Genomic DNA, 21,391 nt, shown 5'->3' on the forward strand with positions numbered 1-21,391 from the left:
CTGAGGGTGAACGGGGCTTGCCCCGGGCCGGTCCAGTCGCATCGGGTGCGACCGGGGTCTAGCGTACGTGTGTGACTGTTGCCGCGACCGAAGCGCAGTCGGCCCACGCGGCAGGCGTGGAGAGACTGCTGGCGAGCTACCGCGCGATCGAGCCCAGTGCCACGGTGCGTCTGGCCAAACCCACCTCCAATCTCTTCCGTGCCCGCGAGAAGGCCACGGCCAAGGGTCTGGACGTCTCCGGTCTGACCAACGTGATCTCCGTCGACCCCGACGCGCGCACCGCCGACGTGGCGGGGATGTGCACGTACGAGGATCTGGTCGCCGCGACCCTCCCCCACGGCTTGTCGCCGCTGGTGGTACCGCAGTTGAAGACCATCACCCTTGGCGGCGCGGTGACGGGGCTCGGCATCGAGTCGGCGTCCTTCCGCAACGGCCTTCCGCACGAGTCGGTACTGGAGATGGACATCCTGACCGGTGCGGGCGAGGTGGTGACGGCCAGCCGCGACTCACATTCCGATCTCTTCTACGCCTTTCCCAACTCCTATGGCACGCTTGGCTATTCAGTGCGACTGAAGATCGAGCTGGAACCGGTCAAGCCGTTCGTCGCCCTGCGCCATCTGCGTTTTCACTCGGTGTCCGACCTGATCGCCACCATGGATCGCATCATCGAGACCCGCGGCTGGGACGGCACACCGGTCGACTACCTCGACGGAGTGGTGTTCAGCGCCGAGGAGTCCTACCTGTGCGTCGGTGTGCGGACGGCCACGCCAGGGCCGGTTAGCGACTACACCGGCAGCCAGATCTACTACCGCTCCATTCAGCACCCGGCTGGCGAGAAGCACGACCGCTTGACGATTCACGACTACCTGTGGCGGTGGGACACCGACTGGTTCTGGTGCTCGCGAGCCTTCGGTGCGCAGAACCCGACCGTCCGGCGCTTCTGGCCGCGCGCGCTGCGCCGCAGCAGCTTCTACTGGAAGCTGATCGCCTACGACCGTCGCTTCGACATCGCCGACCGCATCGAAAAGCGCCACGGCCGACCGCCGTTGGAGCGCGTGGTCCAAGACGTCGAGGTACCCGTCGAGCGCGCCGCTGAATTCGTCGAGTGGTTCCTCGACGAGGTGCCCATCGAACCCATCTGGCTGTGCCCCCTGAGGCTGCGTGACGACGTGGGCTGGCCGCTGTATCCCATTGCGGCCCAGCGCACTTACGTCAACATCGGCTTTTGGTCGTCGGTCCCCGCCGGATCGGCGGAGGGACAGACGAACCGGCTCATCGAGAAGAAGGTCAGCGAGTTGGACGGCCACAAGTCGCTGTACTCCGATGCCTATTACACCCCCGAGGAGTTCGACGAGCTCTACGGCGGGCAGGTCTACGACACGGTCAAGAAGACCTACGATCCAGACTCACGTCTACTCGACCTCTATGCCAAGGCGGTTCGGGGACGATGAGCGCTTGCGCGAAGAGCATGCAACCGATGAGCACGAGCGCTGGCACGAAGAGCGGAGAGCATTGATGACGACCTATCGAGAGGACGCCGCATCGGCGGCAGGCAGGCTGACCCTCGCCGAGATCCTCGAGGCACTCACCGCCGGTGACGATCTCGCGATGAAGTTCACCGCCTACGACGGCAGCTCGGCCGGTCCCGCCGACGCCCGTGTCGGCCTCGACCTGCGCACCCCCCGCGGTACCACCTACCTCGCCACTGCACCGGGTGAACTGGGGCTGGCCCGCGCGTACGTCTCCGGCGACGTGGTGCCCACCGGCGTGCACCCCGGCGATCCCTACGATCTGCTGCGCGCCCTTGGCGACAAGATGGACTTCAAGCGGCCGTCGGCCCGGCTGCTGGCCAACATCGTCCGGTCCATCGGTTTCGAGCATCTGCGGCCGATCCCGCCGCCGCCACAGGAGGCGCTGCCGCGCTGGCGCCGCATCGCGGAGGGGTTGCGGCACAGCAAGACTCGCGACGCCGAGGCAATCCACCATCACTACGACGTGTCGAACGCGTTCTACGAGTGGGTGCTTGGGCCGTCGATGACCTACACCTGCGCGGTCTACCCCGATGCCGAGGCGACCCTCGAACAGGCCCAGGACAACAAGTACCGGCTGGTCTTCGAGAAGCTGCGCCTGCAGCCCGGCGACCGGTTGCTCGACGTGGGGTGCGGCTGGGGAAGCATGGTGCGCTACGCCGCGCGCCACGGCGTCAAGGCCGTCGGCGTCACGTTGTCCAAGGAGCAGGCGGCGTGGGCGCAAAAGGCGATCGCCGACGAAGGTCTCGCCGACCTCGCCGAGGTGCGCCATGGCGACTACCGCGACGTGCGCGAGTCCGGGTTCGACGCCGTGTCGTCGATCGGGCTGACCGAGCACATCGGCGTGCACAACTACCCGTCGTACTTTCAGTTCCTCAAGTCCAAGATGCGCACCGGCGCGCTCCTCCTCAACCACTGCATCACCCGTCCCGACAACCGGTCTGGGGCGGGCGCCGGCGGCTTCATCGACCGGTACGTCTTCCCAGACGGCGAACTCACCGGGTCCGGTCGGATCATCACCGAGGCGCAGGACGTCGGCCTGGAGGTGCTGCACGAGGAGAACCTGCGGCATCACTACGCGTCGACGCTGCGCGACTGGTGCGCCAACCTCGTCGAGCACTGGGACGAAGCGGTCGCCGAGGTTGGCCTCCCGACGGCCAAGGTGTGGGGCCTCTACATGGCCGGCTCGCGGATGGGCTTCGAGACGAACGTCGTTCAGCTGCACCAGGTTCTGGCCGTCAAGCTGGACAACAAGGGTGGCGACGGCGGATTGCCCTTGCGCACGTGGTGGAGCGCCTAGCGGACCGGAAGAGTCAGGCCCCGTCGATGCGCCTGGCGCCCAGCTCGCTCTGAAGTAGCTCCAGCGCCACCTCTTCCGGATCGCGACGCGGCGCGGCCTCTTCGTGGACGGCCTGGGCGAGCATGCTCTCCTCGTCCTCCTCCTCGACCGGCGGCGGGGCCTCTACCACCGGACGCGGTCGAGCTGCCGGGGCGGGCGCAGTCGGCGAGCCGGCCTCACACCGGATGGTCCAGTTGACGCCGAGGGCGTCCTTCAGCGCGTCCCTGATGATCTCGACGTTGCGCGCCTCGTTCAGCCGCGCCGCAAGTGGGGCCGACACGTGACTCAACACCAGGACGTCGCCCTCGACGGCCAGCACGACGGCACCGTCGAGCATCACGTCGGTGGGGCGGCGGCGTTCGCGCACCTTGTCCCGAACCGTCGACCACATGCTGCGCACCGCGGCGGCATCCGGCTGCCCCGGCGTGACCGGAGGCTGAACCGGGGCTGGCGGGGGCGCGGCGGCGGGCGGCTGCGTGACGGGAGGCGAGGTCACCGGCGCAGGCGGCGTCACGGGTGCCGGCGGCGGGGTGACCGGCGCGGGAGGCGCCGTGACGGGAGGTGCCGTGACCGGAGGTGGCGGCGCGGGCCGCTCGTCGGCCGGTGCGGGTGGCGTCGCCTCGGGGACGGCGTTGCTCCGGCGCACGAACTGCTTGACCGGTGCCGCCTCGACGGCGGCCGCGGCCTGGGCCGCCTCACCCGCCGGGATCGACACGTTCATCCGGGTCTCGAGCCGCTCGATGCGTTGCAGCAGAGCAGCTTCGGTGTCACTGGCCGACGGCAGCAGCAGTCGGGCGCAGACGACCTCGAGCAGCAATCGCGGCGCGGTGGCCCCCCGCATCTCGCCCAGCCCCGCGTGCACCACCTCGGCGTAGCGGGTCAGGGTGGCCGTCCCGAGCGTCGCGGCCTGTTCCCGCATGCGCTCGACGACGTCGTCCGGGGCGTCGACGACACCACGCGCGGCGGCGTCGGGCACCGCTTGCAGCACGATCAGGTCCCGGAATCTCTCCAGCAGGTCGGTGGCGAACCGGCGGGGATCGTGACCGGCATCGACGAGCGCCTCGACGGCGCCGAACAGCGCCGCGGCGTCACCGGCGGCGAGCGCGTCGACCGAGGCGTCGATGAGTGCCAGGTCGGTGGCGCCCAGCAGCGCCAGTGCCCGCGAGTAGGCCACCTGCTGGCCGTCGGAACCCGCCAGCAGCTGGTCGAGCACCGACAGGGTGTCGCGCGGAGAGCCTCCGCCCGCGCGGATCACCAGCGGGTAGACCGCGTCGTCGACGGCGACGTTCTCCTGGCGGCAGATGCGTTCCAGCAGTCCACGCATCGTCTTGGGGGCCAAGAGACGGAACGGGTAGTGATGGGTGCGCGACCGGATCGTGGGCAGCACCTTCTCGGGCTCGGTGGTGGCGAACACGAAGATGAGGTGGTCGGGCGGCTCCTCCACGATCTTGAGCAGGGCGTTGAAGCCCGCCGTGGTGACCATGTGCGCCTCGTCGATGATGAAGATGCGGTAGCGCGACTGGGCGGGGGCGTAGAAGGCGCGGTCTCGGAGCTCACGCGTGTCGTCGACGCCACCGTGGCTCGCCGCGTCGAGTTCGACGACGTCGACGCTGCCGGGTCCGTTGGGAGCCAACGCGACGCAGGAATCGCAGACGCCGCACGGGGTGGGGGTGGGCCCCTGCTCACAGTTCAGCGACCTGGCCATGATGCGGGCCGACGAGGTCTTGCCGCAGCCGCGCGGCCCGGAGAACAAGTAGGCGTGGTTGATGCGTCCGGAGGTCAGTGCCACCGACAGCGGCTCGGTGACGTGCTCTTGCCCGACCACCTCGGCGAAGGACGCTGGACGGTACTTGCGGTAGAGAGCCACGGAAGCAGGCTACTCACTCGCTCCGACGAGCGGCGCCCTAGTCACCAGCGAGCAGGGACTCGGTCGCGGCCAGCAGCGCACACGTGGCCAAACCGTCGACCGCCGCGTTGAGATCGGGTAGCGACGGGAAGGACGGCGCGATGCGAACGTTCTTGTCCTCGGGGTCTTTTCGGTAGGGGAAGGCCGCTCCCGCCTCGGTCACCGCGATGCCCGCATCCTTGGCCAGCGCGATGGTCCGCCGGGCCGTCCCCGGCCACACGTCGAGACTGACGAAGTAGCCGCCCTTGGGGTCGGTCCACGACGCGATCTTGGACTCGCCGAGGCGGTCTTCGAGGATCTGGGCGACGAGCTCGAACTTGGGCGCCAGCAGCTGCTGGTGCTTCTGCATCTGCAGTCGCACCCCGTCGGCGTCGCCGAAGAAGCGCAGATGGCGCAGCTGGTTGACCTTGTCGGGCCCGATCGACTTCTTGCCCGCGTGCTGCAGATACCAGGCAATGTTGCCCAGCGAACCGCCGAAGAATGCGACGCCCGCGCCGGCGAAGGTGATCTTCGAGGTGGAGGCGAAGACGAAGGGCCGGTTCGGGTTGCCCGCCTTGGCGGCCAGCCCGAGGACGTCGACCTGCTTGACGAAGTCGTGAGTGAGGGTGTGCACGACGTAGGCGTTGTCCCAGAAGAGCCGGAAATCGCTTGCGGCCGTTCGCATTTGAACCAGCCGCCGAACGTTCTCCCATGAGTAGGTGGCGCCGGTGGGGTTGGAGAACACCGGGACGCACCACATGCCCTTGATGGCGGGATCGCCTGCGACTAGTTCCTCGATGAGGTCGACGTCGGGTCCGTCCTCGAGCATCGGAACGGTGATCATCTCGATGCCGAAGGCCTCGGTGATGGCGAAGTGCCGGTCGTAACCGGGTGAGGGGCACAGGAACTTGACGACGGGTTCTGCAGCCCACGGCCGCGGCGAGTCGACACCGCCGTGCAACAGGGAGAAGACCACCAGGTCGTGCATCATCTCGAGGCTCGCGTTGTTGCCCGCGACGAGGTTCTGCACCGGGATGCCCAGAAGTTCGCCGAAGATCGACCGCAGTTCGGGCAGCCCGTGCAGGCCGCCGTAGTTGCGGGTGTCGGTGCCGTCCGCGTCCCGGAAGTCGGCCCCCGGCAGTGTCAGCAGGGCGTTGGCGAGGTCGAGCTGCTCGGGCGACGGCTTGCCTCGGGTGAGGTCGAGGCTGAGCTTCTTCGCCTGTAGCTCGGCGTAGTTGCGTCGCTGCAGGTCGTGCTGCGCATCCAATTCGTCGCGACCGAGGGACAGAAACGACAAGGCAGGCCTTCCGCTGGGCCGTGAATGAAAGGGGACCCCGCGCACCCGCCAGAGCCCATTGACCCTTGCTGCCTTCCGGCCCTGGGGGAGTTCACAGGATGGACGCCGCGCGGGGTCCGAGACGAGTGTAGTACCTCGCCTCCGGCGGGTGGGAGCGGAGCGACGGGGGGACGTATCGGTGGACAAGGTCCGCCGCTCGTGAAGAACGGGCATCCCGGTCGGCTACCATGGCCCGCGGAGGATTCGCCTAGTGGCCTATGGCGCTCGCCTGGAACGCGGGTTGGGTTAACAGCCCTCAGGGGTTCAAATCCCCTATCCTCCGCGCTGGTCCCGGTACGGCCAGGCCTTCGAGCCTGGTCGTACCCGGATTCGAAGAGCCCGACCGACTCGAGGAGGAGTATGCGGCGCTGGATCGCGGTCCTGTGGCACGCATCGTTCTTCGTCATCGCCGGAGCTCTCTACTTCTTCTTCGTCCTTCCCCGCTGGTTCGAGCTGATCGGCGCGTGGCCGACGGGTCTCGGTCTGGCGATGCGCCTGGTCTGCGGCGCGTTGCTCGGACTCGCTACGCTGCCCGTGCTGCTGACGTACCTCAAGACCAAGAGGCCCGAGTTCGGGACCCCTGCGCTGGCCCTCAACCTGCGGGTGGCGGCGATCGTCCTGCACGTCCTCGCGGGCGCTCTCATCGTCGGTGCCGCACTCAGCGAGATCTGGGTCAGCCTGGACTCCGCCGGTACGGCGCTGTTCGCCGTCTACGGGGCGGCTGCGGCGATCGCCGTCCTCGGCGCGCTGAGCTTCTACCTCGCCTACGCCGCGGAGTTGCCCCCTCCGCCGCCGAAACCTCTGCGCCCGAAGGGCCAGACCCGGCGCCGCGGCCGCGACGCCGCAGACGACGACCAGGTCGTGACCGGAGCGACCGACGAGGACCCGCTCGAGCCGGCCGATGCCGCCGCCGACGAGGTCACGCCCGCGGCCCCCGAACCCACCGAGGAACCGGCGACGGCACCCGCGGTGACCGCCGAGACCGACGACGCGTCGGAGCCCGTCGCAGACGAGAACATCGCGGCAGAGGCCGACGAACCGGTCCCGACCGTCGAGGACACCTCCGAACCCGAGTCGGCCCCCTCCGGTAACGCCGAGGAACCGACCGGCGATGAGACCGGTAGCAAGTTGCGCAATCGACGCCCGAGCGGCAAGTCCAATTCGCGGCTGTTCGGGCGTGCGCGCCGCGGAGTAGCCCTCGACGACTGACGCCGTCGGGCCACGTTGCGTCGACAGCCCACGTTGTCAACGTCAGAATCGTGGGTAGAAGACCAGCTACACACGGCGGAAGGTGCCCCCATGCGCAGGTCCCATACGAGGTGGCGCCATGTCGTCGCAGTAGTGGCCACGGCCGCCGTCACGTCGGCCATCGTGGCACCCGCACCGGCGTCCGCCGTTCCCGCCGACCTGTCGGGCGTTGCCGCCCAGGTAGAGCCCGCCGTGGCTCGCATCGACACCACCATCAACTACCAGCACGCCATCGGGGCGGGCACCGGAATCGTGCTCGACCCCAGTGGCACGTTGCTGACGAACTATCACGTCGTCCAGGGCGCCGACAGCATCGTGGCGACGGTTTCGGGCCAGTCCTATCCCGCCGATTTGGTGGGCTACGACCGCAACCGCGACATCGCGGTCCTGCAGATTCGCGGTGCGGGCGGCCTGCCCGTGGCGGTGCTCGGCGACTCGTCTCAGCTCGCACCGGGTGATCCCGTGGTCGCGCTCGGCAACGCCCGAGGTTCGGGCAGTCCCCTGACGCAGGAGGCGGGCGAGGTGGTCGGCTTCGGTCGGACCATCAACGCGAAGGACGAGCTGACGGGAAGTTCGAATCAGGCCACCGGCTTGATCGAGTTCGCCGCACCGGTACGCGCCGGAGATTCGGGCGGGCCCGTGGTCAACGCGGCCGGCCAGGTCGTCGGCGTCACGACTGCCGCAACGGTCAACTTCCGCATGGACCCAGGCGGCTCCGGCTTCGCCATCCCCATCAACGACGCTCTCGCGACGGCGAACCAGATTCGTTCGGGGACGCCGTCGGGCTCGGTGCACATCGGACCGCCCACGCTGCTCGGGGTCGGGGTGAACTCCCGCAACCAGCCGGCGAACCTGCCCGGTGTGGTCCTCTTCGAGGTGCTCCGCGGTGGCCCGGCGGAACGAGCTGGTCTGCACGACGGCGACGTGTTGCTCAGCATCGACGGCGAACGGCTCGACTCCGCCACGGCCCTGACCAACGTCTTGGACCGGCACTACCCCGGCGACGTCGTCGACCTGGCCTGGGTCGACCGCGCCGGTCAGCAGATCACCGGCAAGGCGACGCTCACGTCCTGAGCTACCTAGGATCGACGACGATGACTCTTCGACTGCTCGCAGCCTGCGCTCTGGTGACGGCGGTGTCGCTGGCGAGTCCGTGGACCGCCACCGCCGAACCCTCACAACCGGAGCCGGGCTGCCCGGTCACTGATCCCCCCGTCATCAACCGGTGCGGCTGGGACAAGCCGCCCGACCCCGTCCCGCCGCCGCCTGGCGTGACCGTGGCTCAGTGCGTAGACGGTGCGTTGGACTTCACCCAGCAGCCGAATTACCGGTCGACGTGCTCGGAGAACGGCGGCGTCGCACGGTGGCTACTGGGCTGAGTTGAGCCCACCGCGAAAACACTCGGATAAGGCCGAACCGGGTTCCTAGGGTGAGCCCATGAGCGTTGGGCAAGACGTCACCTACACCGTCGACGAGCTGACGATGGTCGGTCACCTGGCGCGACCCGACGGCGACGGCCCGTGGCCGGCGGTGCTGATCGGCCACGACGGCGTGGGGCTCGACGCCTATCAGCGTCGTCGCGCCGACATCCTCGCCGACCATGGGTACGTCACCTTCGCCATGGACTTCCACGGTGGCCGCACGTACTTCGGGGAACCCGAGGCCATGCTGGATCGGACGATGCCGCTGCTGGGCGATCCGGGACGGATGCTCGCCATCGGCCGGACCGCGCTCGACATCCTGCTGGCCGTGCCCGGCGTCGACCACCGGCGACTCGGAGCACTCGGGTTCGGCGCTGGCGGTCGAATCGTCCTCGAACTCGCCTGCGGCGGAGCAGCCTTTGCGGCAATCGCGCTGATCCATCCCGCGCTTCCACCAGCCGCGCTGGCGGAACACTGGGCGAGTGTGACCGGAGCCTTCCTGCTGTGCACCGGCTCGGAGGATCCCCTGTGCACCCCGGCGCAGCTGCTCACCTTCGGCACCGTGTTGCAGGAGGCGGGGGTGGACTGGCGCGTCGACGTGTTCGGTGGAGCCCAACATGCCTTCTGGGCGGTGGAGGCATCCGCCGAGGGAACGGCGGGCCCGGTGGCCACGGTCCCCGGCGTGGGTTACCACGCCGACGCGGCCCGACGAGCCTGGGACTCCGTGCTGCGCCACTTCCTCGACGAGATGCCGCCGCTGGGTTCGTGACGCAGAAACGCGTTGCTACACGGGGTTTCCCGCGTCGTCCCAGTGCGCGGCGACCTTCTTGCTCGGCTGCACGCGCGGCGGTTCGCCCGGCATCTTCGGGTAGCTCGGCGGGTAGGGCAGGTCGGCGAGCCCGCGTTCCTCGTCGGCGGCCACCATCTCCAGCAGGGGTTCCAGGGAGTGGGCCACCGAATCGATCTCTGCCCACGGATCATCGCGCGAGGCAACGAGATTGGGCACGGTGGCGATGGTGTAGTCGTCGGGGTCGGCAGTCGCGAGCTCAGTCCACGACAGCGGGGTCGACACCGTGGCGATCTGGGTGCGGCGCGCCGAGTACGCCGAGGCGAAGGTGCGGTCCCGGGCGTTCTGGTTGTAGTCGACGAACAACCGGGTGCCGCGTTCCTCCTTCCACCACGACGTCGTCACCCAATCTGGTGCGCGCCGCTCGACCTCGCGGGCCAACGCGATACCGGCCCGCCGCACCGCGATGAAGTCCCAGTCCGGCTTGATCCGGATGAAGACGTGCACGCCTCGGCCGCCGGAGGTCTTCGGGTATCCGACGATGCCGAGTTCGTCGAGTACGGGCTTGAGCACCTCGACGGCGATCTGGGCGGCGTCTTCGAAGTCGGTGCCAGGCTGCGGATCGAGGTCGACGCGCAATTCGTCGGGATGCTCGACGTCGGGGCACCGGACCTGCCAGGGGTGGAAGGTGACGGTGCCCATCTGCGCGGCCCACGCGATCGCCGACGGATGGGTGACCTTCAGTGCGTCGGCCGTGCGACCCGACGGGAAGGTGACCTGGCAGGTCTGCAGGTAGTCGGGATGCTTTACCGGGACGCGTTTTTGGTAGATCTCCTCGCCGTCGATCCCGTCGGGAAAGCGCTGCAAGTGGGTGGGCCGGTCCCGCAGCGCGGCGAGCATGGGTGCCGCGACGGCGCGGTAGTAGTCGAACAGCACTCGCTTGGTGCCACCGTCGCCGAGCTTGGGGAAGTACACCTTGTCCGGACTGGTCAACCGGACGGCCACGCCGTCGACGTCGACTTCTTCTGCGGGACTTGCCATTCCTAGCCCTCCAATACGTCGGACAGGTCGAAGTTCAGCGGTACGTCGAGCTGACCGAACGTGCAGCTCGACGGGTCTCGGTCCGGGCGCCAGCGCACGAACTTCACGGCATGCCGGAACCGGCGATCAGCGGGGCCGTTGCCCTCCATCTGGTCATAGGCCACCTCGGCGACCCTCTCCGGGCGGACCGGGATCCACCGCTTGTCGGCGGCGGAGTTCCACCGGCTCGGATCACCGTCGCGTACCTCGCCGTCACGCAGAGGTTCCAGGTCGGCCAGCATCTTGATGCGGTCCTTGACGCTGAAGGAGGCTGCGCCGCCCACCATCTGCAATTCGCCGTCATCCCGGTACAAGCCGAGGAGCACCGACCCGACACCCTCACCGCTCTTGTGGATCCGGTAGCCCATCGCCACGCAGTCGGCGTCCCGCTTGTGCTTGACCTTGACCATCTCGCGCTTGCCGGGCAGGTAGTGGCCGTCGAGGCGCTTGGCGATCACCCCGTCGAGGCCCGCACCCTCGAAGGTGGTCAACCACTGCGTGCCGAGCTGCGGATCCTCCGTCGTCCGGGTGACGTGACACCACGTCTTCTCCGAGACCAGGTCCAGCAGCGCCTCGCGTCGAACGCGGAACGGCTCGGCCAGCAGCGATCGGTCACCCGTGGCCAAGGCGTCGAAGCCGATGAAGTGTGCAGGCGTCTGCGCGGCCAACATGGTCACGCGACTCTCGGCGGGATGGATGCGCTGGCTCAGCGACTCCCAGTCCAGTCGAATGCGGCCGTCCATCTCGCGCGGCACGACGACCTCCCCGTCGAGGACGCAGCGCGGGGCCAGCTCGTCCCGCAGAGCGTCGAGCAGCTCGGGGAAGTACCGGCCGAGTTCCTTGCCGCTGCGCGATTGCAGCACCACCTCGTCGCCGTCGCGGAACGCCAGCGCCCGGAACCCGTCCCACTTGGGCTCGTAGGACCACACCCCAGCTTGGTCGGGCACGTGTACAGCCGCCTTTGCCAACATCGGCTCGACGGGCGGCATGACGGGCAGATGCATGGTTGTCATGTTCACGCAGACCGCCCCAGCCAATCAATGTCATCGCCACCAGTTCGCGACTTCGCATCCGAGCAGCTCTGAGCTAGATTGGACAGCTAGACCCACACGGGAGTGCACGCCAAGTGCGCTGAGAGGACGGCTGGCGCCGTCGACCGTACGAACCTGACCGGATCATGCCGGCGTAGGGAGTGAAGTGATGAGTTCCGAAACCGTTTCCCAGCAGCCCACCGGCGCCGCGCCCCGGACGTACCGCTGGCGTGTAGTCGACATCGTCGTCGCCAGCGTCCTGGCCGTCGCGGCCGGCCTGGTGTTCGTGCTGTGGAACATCGCCTCCAACCCGATCGGCGCTCCCCTCGGCGCCGCACTGCCAGGCCTGCAGGCGCTGCTGGGCGGTGGGTGGCTCTTCGCAGGGGTGCTCACCGCGCTGGTGATTCGCAAACCCGGCGCCGCGCTCTACGGCGAGCTGGTCGCCGCCACCGTGTCGGCGCTCGTCGGCAACCAGTGGGGTGTGCTGACCCTGGAGTCGGGGTTGGTGCAGGGGCTCGGCGCCGAGCTCGTGTTCGCCGTCTTCCTGTACCGCCGGTGGAACCTGCCGGTCGCCATCCTGTCCGGCGCGGTCGCGGGTCTGGCGCTCGCGATCAACGACCTGACCCTCTGGTACCCCGGTTCGGCGGCGACGTTCTCCGCGATCTACGTGGTCTGCGCGATCGTCTCGGGCGCGCTGCTTGCCGGAGCGTTGTCCTGGTTCGTCGTCCGCGGCTTGGCCAAGACCGGTGCGCTGGCACGCTTTCCGGCCGGCAGAGTGGGATCTCGGCCCGATCTGCCGCGATGAGCACGTCGCCGTCCGGCGGCGTGTCCGTATCCGCGCAGGGTTGGCATTGGCGCCACGCGGGCCGTTCCCAATGGGCGTGCCGAGACCTGACCCTGTCCATCGAACCGGGCGAGCGGGTGCTGCTGCTCGGGGCCAGCGGTTCGGGCAAATCGACTGTGCTGCACGGACTCGCCGGTCTACTGGACAGCGGTGAGGACGGTGACCAGGCAGGTCAGCTCCTCGTCGACGGAGCGCCGCCCGCCTCGCAGCGCAGCCGCATGGGCATGGTGCTGCAGAATCCCGACTCCCAGGTCATCCTGTCGAGGGTCGGCGACGACGTGGCGTTCGGCATGGAGAACTTCGCCGTCGAACGACCGGCCATCTGGCCGCGTGTCCGGCGGGCACTGACCGCCGTCGGTCTGGACCTTCCGCTGTCCCGCAACACCTCGGCGCTGTCCGGCGGGCAGCAGCAGCGGCTGGCGCTGGCCGGCGTGCTCGCCATGGATCCCGGGCTCATCCTGCTCGACGAGCCCACCGCCAACCTGGATCCGGCCGGCGTGATCGAGGTCCGCGACGCGGTGGCGGCAGCCGCCGCGGCGACCGGCGCGACCGTGGTCGTCGTCGAACACCGCACGGCAGTCTGGCTTCCGGTGGTCGACCGCGTGGTCGTCCTCGGTGATGGCGGTCACGTGGTGGCCGACGGGCCACCCGCCGACACTCTCGAGCGGGAGCGCGAGTTGCTCCGACGCGCCGGTGTCTGGGTGCCCGGCGCCGAACTACCCGCGCTGACGCGCCGGCACCGTCCGGGGGCGACGCTGCTGGAGGCCGCCCACCTGTCGGTCGGCTACCGCGGCGGCGAGGGCTCCCACGATCTCGGCTTCCACGTCGACCGCGGCTCGGTCACCGTGGTCACCGGTCCCAATGGGGCGGGAAAGTCCGCGCTGGCGCTGACCCTTGGTGGGTTGTTGCCGCCGCGGAGCGGAACCCTGACCGCCGACGGGGCATTCGCGCCCACGCCGCGCAGGCGGTCGCCCGTCGCCTGGAAGTCCCGCGAGCTCCTCACCCGCATCGGCAGCGTGTTCCAAAACCCCGAACACCAATTCCTCACCGCCACGGTGCGCGACGAGTTGGCCCTGGGGCCACGCGCGCTCAAGCGCGACGAGGCCGCCGTCGCGGCGGTGTGCGACTCGCTGCTGGAACGCCTCGGCCTCGCCCACCTCGCGGAGGTGAACCCCTACACGCTCTCCGGCGGAGAGCAACGTCGGCTATCGGTGGCCACGGTGCTGGCCACCGCACCGGGGCTGATGATCCTCGACGAGCCCACCTTCGGACAGGACCGTAACACCTGGGAAGAATTGGTGCGCCTGCTCGCCGACATCGCCGACGAGGGCACCGCGGTCGTGGCGGTCACGCATGATCTGGACTTCGCGCGCCTGCTGGCCGACCAGCGGGTGGAGCTGGGAACGTGGCGCGCCGAGGCCGCAGCGGACCTGTCGTGCTGAGCACAGCCGTCGACGTCGCCCCTGGTCGCCTCGCGACGGTCAATCCGGTGGCAAAGCTAGCCGCCGCCTTGGTGATCGCCGTCGGGCTGGTGTTGAGCGTCGACTGGGTGTCGGCGCTGACCGCATTGATCCTGGAAGTGGTGCTGCTGCTCGCACTGCGAGTTCCGTTGCGCACCATGATCGTTCGATCGTCGATGGTGGCGCTCGCGGCCGCCCTGACCGCGGTGACCATTCTGCTCTACGGCGAGTCGAGCGGCGTGGTGCATTGGCACTTCCTGCTCGTCAACGTCAGCGACGGTTCGATCGCGTTGGCGGTGGCCACGTTTCTGCGGGTGCTGGCCATCGCCTTGCCGTCGGTGCTGCTGTTCATCGGCACCGAACCGACCGAACTGGCCGACGGCCTTGGACAGGTGCTGCGGCTTCCGGCCCGGTTCGTGCTTGGCGCCCTGGCGGGCGTCCGCCTGGTGGGGTTGCTCGCCCAGGACTGGCGTTACCTGGGCTACGCACGCCGGGCCCGCGGTGTCGCCGACCAGGACCGGGTCAGACGTGCTGCGGGCCAAGCCTTTGCGTTGTTGGTGTCCGCAATCCGCCGCGGGTCGACGTTGGCCACGGCGATGGAGGCGCGGGGTTTCGGGGCGCACCCGACGCGCACCTGGGCTCGGCCGTCGCCGTTTGGACGGCGGGAGGCCGCCCTGATCGCCGCGGCGTTCGTGATCGTCGCGGTGGCGATCGCGACGTCGGTCGGCACCGGGCACTGGAACTTCATTGCCACTCGATGAGGTCGCCCGCGGATTGGGCGCGTCCGCGGCGCGGACGGTCCTCGTCGACGGTCGTTCCGGCTCGGGAAAGACCACGTTGGCCAAGGAGTTGCGCCGGCGGTGGGACGGCAGCCAGATCCTGCGTCTCGACGACGTCTATCCCGGGTGGGACGGGCTGGCGTGGGCCGTCGAGCACGTCCGGGACGAGCTGCTGGCGCCCCGCCACCGAGGCCTGCCGGGCCGGTGGCGCAGCTGGAATTGGGTGCGCGACGTCCCCGGCCGCTGGCACACCGTAGCCCCCGGTCAACGGTTGATCGTGGAGGGCGTCGGCGCGCTGAACGCCGGCAGCCGCGCGCTGGCGGATGTGGGGATCTGGGTCGACACCCCCGACGCCGAGCGCAAGCGACGCGCCCTGCTGCGCGACGGGGACGCCTACCGGCCCCACTGGGACCAGTGGGCCGCGCAGGAGGAGGTCTACCTCGCGGGCCACGACCCGCGGTCGGCCGCGGACTGGGTGGTGACCGACGGCCCGGACGGCCTGCGGTGGGAGTTGACGGCGAGGGCGTGAGACACCCCCCACAGACGAGTGCATGCAGTATGCAGTCGGGTGCAAGATGGGAGGCGATTCTTTCGTGGTGTCTGACGTGAGGCGGTTCGCGACATGACCAGGTGGGATACCCGTCGCACCGCCAGGGACGAACGCCTACGAGCCGGTCGCGCACACGCAACCGGCAAGGTGGTCGACCCGGCCAAGCTCGCCGACCTGCTGCACGACGTCATCCGCCCCGGTGACCGCGTGGCGCTGGAAGGTGACAACCAGAAGCAGGCCGACTTCCTGTCCAGGACGCTGGCCGGCTGCGATCCCACGCGCCTCAACGGACTGCACATGCTGATCTCGTCGGTGTCGCGGTCCGAGCACCTCGACCTGTTCGAGCGTGGCATCGCCGACCGGCTCGACCTGGCCTACGCCGGACCGCAGAGCGTGCGCATCGCCCAGATGGTCGAGGACGGAACGGTCCACATCGGCGCGATTCACACCTACGTCGAGCTGTACGCCCGGATGTTCGTCGACCTGGCCCCCGACGTCGTGCTGCTGTGCGCCGAGCAGGCCGACCGCGAGGGCAACCTCTACACCGGTGCCAACACCGAGGACACTCCGACCATCGCCGAGGCTGCGGCGTTCCACGACGGCGTGGTGATCGTGCAGGCCAACGGGATCGTGGACACCGCCGCCCTGCCGCGGGTCGACATTCCTGGCAGCTGGGTCGACTTCGTGGTCGAGGCCGACCGGCCGTTCTTCCTGGAGCCGCTGTTTACCAGGGACCCGCGCCACATCGGGCCGGTCGAGATCCTCAAGGCCATGATCGCGATCCGCGGTGTGTACGAGCGACACCAGGTGGTGTCCCTCAACCATGGCGTCGGATTCGACACCGCCGCAATCGAATTGCTGCTGCCGACCTACGGTGAGCAGCTGGGCCTCAAGGGCAGGATCGCCCGGCACTGGGTGCTCAACCCGCATCCCACCCTGATCCCGGCGATCGAGTCCGGTTGGGTGGAATCGATCCACAGCTTCGGCGGGGAGTCCGGCATGAACCGCTACGCCGCCGCCCGGCCCGACGTGTTCTACACCGGGGCCGACGGATCGTTGCGGTCCAACCGGGTGCTGGCGCAGTTGGCCGGCCAATACGCGATCGACATGTTCATCGGCTCGTCGTTGCAGATCGACGCCGACGCCAACTCCTCGACGGTGACCGACGGGCGGCTCTCCGGTTTCGGTGGAGCACCCAACATGGGCCACGATCCACACGGACGCAGGCATTCGTCGGCCGCCTGGCTGGATCTCGCCCACGGCGACGGCGCCAGCCGCCGGGGCCGAAAACTGGTGGTCCAGATGGCACAGACCTTCCGAGCCGGTGGCGTGCCCACGTTCGTCGAGACGCTCGACGCGGTCGAGGTCGGCAAGCACGCCGGAATGCCCCTGCCTCCGGTCATGATCTACGGCGACGACGTCTCCCACGTCGTCACCGAGGAGGGCGTCGCCTACCTCTACAGGGCGCACTCGCTGGACGACCGCCGGGCCGCGCTGGCCGCGGTCGCCGGTGTCACCCCGGTGGGTCGCTCCGCCGACGCCCGCCGGGTGGAGGGCCTTCGCCGCGACGGCCTGGTGGCCTTCCCCGAAGACCTCCGCGTCGAGACCCGGCTGGCCGACCGTTCCCTGCTCGCTGCGCGCAGCATCGAGGACCTGGTCGCCTGGTCTGGCGGATTGTACGATCCCCCAGCGCAATTCAGGGACTGGTGACGACGATGCCGATCGACACCGTCCTGAGCTGCGTCCAGATTGCCGATCTCGCCGTCGCGGCCCTTCGAGCCGAGGCCGATCTCACCCCGAAACCCGGCCTCGTCGACCGGCGCGGCCCAGGCGCCCACACCGACATGGACCTGGCCACGCTGCACGCGTCGGCCGACGCGCTGCACCCCGCCTTCCGTCAATGTGCCGATGCTGCACGACGATTCGGATCCGACGAGGAGCGTCTGCGCGTCCGGCTCGGGGTGATCGGCAGGGCCGGTGAGCGAGCCATGCTCGCGGCGACGGGTGGAGTGAACACCCACCGGGGCGCGCTCTGGGCGGTGGGACTCCTCAGCGCCGGTGCGGCTCGAAGCGGAACGCTCGGGGGCGCCGTCGCCGTCGCGGCGCGGCTGGCCACGATCCCCGATCCGCACGTCACCGGCACGACATCGCATGGGGCGCAGGCGCGGCGGCGCTACGGCGCCGCCGGTGCAGCCGGAGAGGCCCAGGCCGGGTTTCCCCATATTCGCCGTCATGCCCTGCCCGCGTTGCGGGCCGCCCGACGCGCAGGTGCCGACGAGGCCACGGCCCGCCTGACGGCACTTCTCGCGTTGATGGCGACCGTGGACGACACCTGCGTCCTGCACCGCGGCGGGACGGACGGACTACGCACGGTGCAGTCCGGCGCCGAGGCCGTCCTCGACGCCGGGGGCATCGGCACCGTGCGTGGCCGACACCTCTTCGCGGAGCTCGACGGATCGTGCCTGAGCCGACGGCTCTCCCCCGGCGGCAGCGGAGATCTGTTGTCGGCCACGCTGTTCCTCGACGCCTTGGATGAGAGGGAGTCCCCATCGTGCAGACCCTGAACTACCACTTCCCCGCCCGAGAGCTCGCCACCCATCCGATCCACGTCGGGGTGGTCGCATCGGGTGACCTGGAGATCCTGCTCGAACCTCCCGCTGCGGGCGACGACGGCGTCACCGTCAGGGTGCGCACCAGCGTCGACGGCTTCGACACCGTCTGGCACGACGTGCTCGAGCGGTTCTTCGCCCGCACCCCGTTGGCGGGCCGCTGGGAGCTCAACGACTTCGGAGCCACCCCCGGCGTGGTCAACCTACGGTTGCGACAGGCGTCCGAGGCGGCGACCTCGTGACCGAGTTCCTGGTGGGCCAGACCTGGCAGGACCTCCTGGCCCGCCCCAGCTTCATCGAACTCGACGCGGTCGGCCGGGCCGGCGCCTTGCTGGACCCCGGTTCGGTACGGGTGCTCGCGGGCCCGTTCGACCGCATCGAATCCCCGTGGCTGGAACCGCAGGGCATCACCCCGCAAGCCGACGACGGCACGGTGATCGCCAGGGGCACCGTCGACGGGCGTCCCGTCGTCGTCGCGGCCATCGAGCAGGGCTTCCTCGGTGGCGGCACCGGTGAGGTGTCGGGCGCCAAGATCTCCCAGGCGCTCCTGTTGGCGGCCGCGGACTCGCGGGCGGGCACCCCGACCGCGGCGGTCATCCTCTTCGAGACCGGTGGCGTGCGTCTGCAGGAAGCCAACCTCGGCCTCAACGCCGTCGCCGAGATCTGTTCGGCCGTACTCGACCTGCGCCCCCACGCTCCGGTCATCGGCGTGGTGGCCGGAACGGTCGGATCGTTCGGCGGCATGAGCATCGCCGCGGGGCTGTGTACCCGGCTGATCGTCACGCCACAGGCGAGGATCGGGCTCAACGGGCCGGCCGTCATCGAGCAGGAGGGCGGCGTCGACGAGTTCGACTCCCGCGACCACGCGCTCATCTGGGCGGTCGACGGGGGCGGGCAACGGCACGCCACCGGGCTGGCCGACGTGCTGGTCCCCGACGCCTCGAACCTGTTGCGCGCCGCGGTGGTCGACGCGATCCACGCCGGGGTGCCGGAGCCTGGCCGGCATCGCAGTGAGCGGCTCGACGTCTTGGCGTCGCGGCTGGCCGTCTACGACCCCGCGAGCTCGCCCCGCCCAGCCGATCTGCCCACCTTGTGGGGCAGGTCCTACGAATCCGTTCCCGCACCGGAGCAGCCGGTCGTCACCCCGGTCGCGGAACCTCCCGTCACGCGGGGCCGGACCTGGCTGGGTGCGCTGAGCGGCGGTGTGACGGTCGAGTCGGTCATCCCGTCGGTCCTGTCGGCGACGACGACCGACGCGCGGTATCTCGCGGTGGTGCCCGACCCGGCCAACCGGTTCTACCGCGCCCGCGAGGGGCAGGTCGGCCTGACCGAGTCCCTCGCGCTGGCCGAGGCCGTTCGCGAGGTAGTCGAGGCCGACCGCGCGACGGAGTCCAAGCGCGCCATCGTCGCCGTCGTCGATTTGCCCAGCCAGGCGTACGGGCGCTACGAGGAGATGGCGGGCTTGCATCAGGCGATGGCCACCGCCACCGACGCCTACCACGCGGCGCGCGTCGCCGGTCATCCCGTCGTCGCCGTCGTCGTCGGCACCGCCCTGTCCGGCGGATTCCTCACCCACGGTCTGGAGGCCAGTCAGATTCTGGCGCTGAACGATCCGGGTGTGGAGATCCATGCCATGCACCAGGCGGCCGCGGCCCGCATCACCCTGCGCACGGTCGACGAGCTGAACGATCTGGCGAAGACGATCATCCCCATGAGCTACGACGTCGAGGACTGGGCGAGACTCGGCTTCTGCGACGGCTTGCTGACGGTCTCCGACGCCGACGACCCCACGCCGAAGGACGTCGAAGCCGTGCGCGGCGCGATCGAGGCGGCGATCGACCGAGCCAGGGTCGGGCCGCGTGATTTGTCGAACCGACTCGACTCCGAGGCGGCCACGGCCACCCGTCACGCCTCCCGCCAGATCCGGGAAGCCCTTGCCCGGCAATGGAATGCGGACACCTGACGTGTTCCTTGCCCGTCCGCACGCCCGTCCGCACGACTTGCTGCGGGTCGACGATCCCGAGGCACTGTCGTGCGACGCGCCGGCGTGGGTCGCGGACGCGCTGGCCCGGACACCATGGGTCGTGGTGCGGCGCGACCGGACTCCCGACGGCGTCGTCCCCGTCGGGGTGCGCGGCAGCGAACGTTCCCAGCGCCACGGCACCGTCGTCGCGGTGGACGACGTCGTCGCCACGGTGTCGCCCGAAGCGCTAGTGGTCGTCACCGGCCGTGAGCTGCCGGCGATCCGGGCGCTACGCCAACTCCGGCCGTTGCTCGCCGAGTTCGGGTGGCCGTGGGGACCGACGGGCAGTGTCGGCTTCGAACTGGCGACAGGGCACCCGACGGTCACGCCCGACAGCGACCTCGACCTGCTGGTCCGCGTGTCCGACGTCCGGCGCGCGCTGCCCGCCCTGGAAACACTGGCCGGCGCCGTCGTCTCGGCCCAGTGCCGGGTGGACTGTCAGGTCGAAACACCCGACGGCGCTGCGGCACTCGCCGAATTGGTCGGTGACGGGCCAGAAGTGTTGGTACGCACCGACGAGGGGCCCCGCCTGGTCGACCGCGGCGCCATCCGATGAGCGTCGCCCTGCTGTTCCCGGGCCAGGGCTCCCAATACCCCCACATGCTGCGCGACCTGCCGACCAGTCCCGCAGTCACCGTCGTCCTCGACGAATCCGATTGGTCGATCGAGGATCTCGATTCGGCCGACGGGTTGGCCAGCACGGTCGACGTCCAGATCGCCCTGCTGATCGCCGGTGTCGCGAGTGCCCGGGCATTCGTCGACGAGCATGGCCTGACCCCCGAGTTCGTCGCAGGACACTCGGTGGGCGCCTTCGCCGCGGCGGTCACCGCGGGTGTCCTCACCCTCGCCGAGGCGCTGGCCGCCGTCGAGCTGCGGGGCAGATCGATGGAACAAGCGTGCGCACAGGGTGATTGGGGCATGGCCGCGGTGCGTGGCCTGCCGACCAGAGCTGCCGCCGAACTGGTTCGTCGGGTGGCCACCGCCGACGATCCGCTATGGGTGGCCAACGTCAACGGTGCCACCCAGACGGTGGTGAGCGGCACCGGTGCGGCGCTGGACCGAGCCGCCGACGCCGCCCGTGACGCCGGTGCCCAGAGCTGTGAGCGCCTCGACGTCGCGGTCGCGTCGCACTGCCCACTTCAACAGGCCACCGCAGACCTGATGGCAGCACACCTGGCTCGCCTGCCGCGGCGTCGAGCGACCCGTCGCTACCTGACCAACACCACGGGTCGGGTCACGACGTCGGCCGAGGTGGTCCTCGACGATCTGGCGCAGTCGGTGGCGCGCCCCGTGCAATGGTACGACGGCACCAGGCTGCTCGGTGAGCTCGGAGTCACGGCCGCCGTGGAAACCGCGCCGGGCCACGTGCTGACGCGGCTGCTCGCCTCGGCCGTGCCGTCGATCCGCGCCGTCTCGGTGACCGACGACGGCTTCGAAACGTGTGCTCGCCTGGCGATGCGAGAATGACGG

20 protein-coding genes, 1 tRNA gene, 1 other RNA gene and 1 riboswitch are annotated in these 21,391 nt (G+C 69.7%); of the genes, 17 read left to right on the forward strand and 5 right to left on the reverse strand.

The features are described 5' to 3' along the window. The first annotated feature begins 71 nt into the window (after positions 1–71). A complete protein-coding gene (locus H7K45_RS18050) occupies positions 72–1,451 on the forward strand; it encodes an FAD-binding oxidoreductase (RefSeq protein WP_263997262.1) in 1,380 nt (459 codons plus the stop codon). A gap of 64 nt (positions 1,452–1,515) precedes the next feature. After that, positions 1,516–2,829 (forward strand): class I SAM-dependent methyltransferase, encoded by a 1,314-nt coding sequence (locus H7K45_RS18055; protein ID WP_263997263.1) that lies wholly within the window; start codon positions 1,516–1,518, stop codon positions 2,827–2,829. A gap of 13 nt (positions 2,830–2,842) precedes the next feature. Here H7K45_RS18055 and H7K45_RS18060 read toward each other — a convergent pair whose 3' ends face one another. The 3 genes from H7K45_RS18060 to ffs all read right to left on the reverse strand — a co-directional run bounded on the left by H7K45_RS18060 (position 2,843) and on the right by ffs (position 6,171). Further along, complete coding sequence (locus tag H7K45_RS18060; protein ID WP_263997264.1) at positions 2,843–4,735, reverse strand: DNA polymerase III subunits gamma/tau; 1,893 nt, start codon at positions 4,733–4,735, stop codon at positions 2,843–2,845. Positions 4,736–4,772: 37 nt separating this feature from the next. Beyond that, the gene (locus tag H7K45_RS18065; RefSeq protein WP_263997266.1) at positions 4,773–6,050 is read right to left on the reverse strand and encodes an aspartate aminotransferase type Ic; all 1,278 of its coding nucleotides are present in this window, start codon (positions 6,048–6,050) and stop codon (positions 4,773–4,775) included. Between the two features lie 26 nt (positions 6,051–6,076). After that, positions 6,077–6,171: signal recognition particle sRNA small type (gene ffs / locus H7K45_RS18070), an RNA gene on the reverse strand. A 115-nt stretch (positions 6,172–6,286) separates the two neighbouring features. Between ffs and H7K45_RS18075 the strand changes: the two genes are divergently transcribed. From H7K45_RS18075 to H7K45_RS18095, 5 genes are all read left to right on the forward strand, one after another. Continuing rightward, a tRNA-Ser gene (locus tag H7K45_RS18075) sits at positions 6,287–6,372 on the forward strand. Positions 6,373–6,449: 77 nt separating this feature from the next. Next, positions 6,450–7,298 (forward strand): lipid uptake coordinator LucA, encoded by an 849-nt coding sequence (gene lucA / locus H7K45_RS18080; RefSeq protein ID WP_263997268.1) that lies wholly within the window; start codon positions 6,450–6,452, stop codon positions 7,296–7,298. A 90-nt stretch (positions 7,299–7,388) separates the two neighbouring features. Beyond that, positions 7,389–8,411, forward strand: a complete 1,023-nt coding sequence (locus H7K45_RS18085; RefSeq protein WP_263997270.1) for a S1C family serine protease — start codon at positions 7,389–7,391, stop codon at positions 8,409–8,411. A 20-nt stretch (positions 8,412–8,431) separates the two neighbouring features. Further along, positions 8,432–8,716, forward strand: a complete 285-nt coding sequence (locus H7K45_RS18090) for a DUF3761 domain-containing protein (protein WP_263997273.1) — start codon at positions 8,432–8,434, stop codon at positions 8,714–8,716. Between the two features lie 58 nt (positions 8,717–8,774). Continuing rightward, positions 8,775–9,527 (forward strand): dienelactone hydrolase family protein, encoded by a 753-nt coding sequence (locus H7K45_RS18095; protein WP_263997274.1) that lies wholly within the window; start codon positions 8,775–8,777, stop codon positions 9,525–9,527. A 15-nt stretch (positions 9,528–9,542) separates the two neighbouring features. Here the strand turns inward: H7K45_RS18095 and ligD are convergent, their stop codons facing one another. Together ligD and H7K45_RS18105 are read right to left on the reverse strand one after the other, a co-directional pair. Further along, entirely contained in the window at positions 9,543–10,586 is a 1,044-nt protein-coding gene (ligD, locus tag H7K45_RS18100) for a non-homologous end-joining DNA ligase (protein WP_263997275.1), read from the reverse strand. Positions 10,587–10,588: 2 nt separating this feature from the next. Then, positions 10,589–11,638, reverse strand: a complete 1,050-nt coding sequence (locus tag H7K45_RS18105; protein ID WP_263997276.1) for an ATP-dependent DNA ligase — start codon at positions 11,636–11,638, stop codon at positions 10,589–10,591. A gap of 86 nt (positions 11,639–11,724) precedes the next feature. Beyond that, positions 11,725–11,834, forward strand: a riboswitch (TPP riboswitch). Between H7K45_RS18105 and H7K45_RS18110 the strand changes: the two genes are divergently transcribed. From H7K45_RS18110 to H7K45_RS18155, 10 genes are all read left to right on the forward strand, one after another. Beyond that, complete coding sequence (locus tag H7K45_RS18110; RefSeq protein WP_263997277.1) at positions 11,826–12,461, forward strand: ECF transporter S component; 636 nt, start codon at positions 11,826–11,828, stop codon at positions 12,459–12,461. It overlaps the preceding riboswitch by 9 nt. Continuing rightward, on the forward strand, positions 12,458–13,942 hold the full coding sequence (locus tag H7K45_RS18115; protein ID WP_263997278.1) for an ABC transporter ATP-binding protein: 1,485 nt from the start codon (positions 12,458–12,460) through the stop codon (positions 13,940–13,942). The genes H7K45_RS18110 and H7K45_RS18115 overlap by 4 nt, the downstream gene beginning before the upstream one ends. Next, a complete protein-coding gene (locus tag H7K45_RS18120) occupies positions 13,939–14,721 on the forward strand; it encodes an energy-coupling factor transporter transmembrane component T family protein (protein WP_263997546.1) in 783 nt (260 codons plus the stop codon). Before H7K45_RS18115 ends, H7K45_RS18120 begins: the two co-directional genes overlap by 4 nt. Then, a complete protein-coding gene (locus H7K45_RS18125; protein WP_263997279.1) occupies positions 14,708–15,268 on the forward strand; it encodes an AAA family ATPase in 561 nt (186 codons plus the stop codon). The genes H7K45_RS18120 and H7K45_RS18125 overlap by 14 nt, the downstream gene beginning before the upstream one ends. Positions 15,269–15,361: 93 nt before the next feature. Beyond that, positions 15,362–16,999 (forward strand): malonate decarboxylase subunit alpha, encoded by a 1,638-nt coding sequence (gene mdcA / locus H7K45_RS18130; protein WP_263997280.1) that lies wholly within the window; start codon positions 15,362–15,364, stop codon positions 16,997–16,999. A 5-nt stretch (positions 17,000–17,004) separates the two neighbouring features. Beyond that, on the forward strand, positions 17,005–17,853 hold the full coding sequence (locus H7K45_RS18135) for a triphosphoribosyl-dephospho-CoA synthase (RefSeq protein ID WP_263997281.1): 849 nt from the start codon (positions 17,005–17,007) through the stop codon (positions 17,851–17,853). Next, a complete protein-coding gene (gene mdcC / locus H7K45_RS18140; RefSeq protein ID WP_263997282.1) occupies positions 17,841–18,140 on the forward strand; it encodes a malonate decarboxylase acyl carrier protein in 300 nt (99 codons plus the stop codon). Before H7K45_RS18135 ends, mdcC begins: the two co-directional genes overlap by 13 nt. Then, positions 18,137–19,861: a biotin-independent malonate decarboxylase subunit beta gene (gene mdcD / locus H7K45_RS18145; protein ID WP_263997283.1), complete on the forward strand. Its 1,725-nt coding sequence runs from the start codon at positions 18,137–18,139 to the stop codon at positions 19,859–19,861. The genes mdcC and mdcD overlap by 4 nt, the downstream gene beginning before the upstream one ends. After that, on the forward strand, positions 19,848–20,477 hold the full coding sequence (locus H7K45_RS18150; RefSeq protein ID WP_263997284.1) for a malonate decarboxylase holo-ACP synthase: 630 nt from the start codon (positions 19,848–19,850) through the stop codon (positions 20,475–20,477). The genes mdcD and H7K45_RS18150 overlap by 14 nt, the downstream gene beginning before the upstream one ends. Then, entirely contained in the window at positions 20,474–21,388 is a 915-nt protein-coding gene (locus tag H7K45_RS18155; protein WP_263997285.1) for an ACP S-malonyltransferase, read from the forward strand. Before H7K45_RS18150 ends, H7K45_RS18155 begins: the two co-directional genes overlap by 4 nt. Positions 21,389–21,391 lie beyond the last annotated feature (3 nt).

Source organism: Mycobacterium yunnanensis (assembly GCF_025823185.1).
Taxonomy (GTDB): Bacteria; Actinomycetota; Actinomycetes; order Mycobacteriales; family Mycobacteriaceae; genus Mycobacterium; species Mycobacterium yunnanensis.

Coding starts and splice junctions, on each gene's coding strand:
- H7K45_RS18155 (WP_263997285.1), top strand. CDS start 20,474: ATGAGCGTCGCCCTGCTGTTCCCGGGCCAGGGCTCCCAATACCCCCAC.
- H7K45_RS18150 (WP_263997284.1), top strand. CDS start 19,848: ATGCGGACACCTGACGTGTTCCTTGCCCGTCCGCACGCCCGTCCGCAC.
- ligD (WP_263997275.1), bottom strand. CDS start 10,586: ATGGCAAGTCCCGCAGAAGAAGTCGACGTCGACGGCGTGGCCGTCCGG.
- H7K45_RS18090 (WP_263997273.1), top strand. CDS start 8,432: ATGACTCTTCGACTGCTCGCAGCCTGCGCTCTGGTGACGGCGGTGTCG.
- H7K45_RS18055 (WP_263997263.1), top strand. CDS start 1,516: ATGACGACCTATCGAGAGGACGCCGCATCGGCGGCAGGCAGGCTGACC.
- lucA (WP_263997268.1), top strand. CDS start 6,450: ATGCGGCGCTGGATCGCGGTCCTGTGGCACGCATCGTTCTTCGTCATC.
- mdcA (WP_263997280.1), top strand. CDS start 15,362: ATGACCAGGTGGGATACCCGTCGCACCGCCAGGGACGAACGCCTACGA.
- H7K45_RS18105 (WP_263997276.1), bottom strand. CDS start 11,638: ATGACAACCATGCATCTGCCCGTCATGCCGCCCGTCGAGCCGATGTTG.
- H7K45_RS18135 (WP_263997281.1), top strand. CDS start 17,005: ATGCCGATCGACACCGTCCTGAGCTGCGTCCAGATTGCCGATCTCGCC.
- H7K45_RS18095 (WP_263997274.1), top strand. CDS start 8,775: ATGAGCGTTGGGCAAGACGTCACCTACACCGTCGACGAGCTGACGATG.
- H7K45_RS18115 (WP_263997278.1), top strand. CDS start 12,458: ATGAGCACGTCGCCGTCCGGCGGCGTGTCCGTATCCGCGCAGGGTTGG.
- H7K45_RS18110 (WP_263997277.1), top strand. CDS start 11,826: ATGAGTTCCGAAACCGTTTCCCAGCAGCCCACCGGCGCCGCGCCCCGG.
- H7K45_RS18085 (WP_263997270.1), top strand. CDS start 7,389: ATGCGCAGGTCCCATACGAGGTGGCGCCATGTCGTCGCAGTAGTGGCC.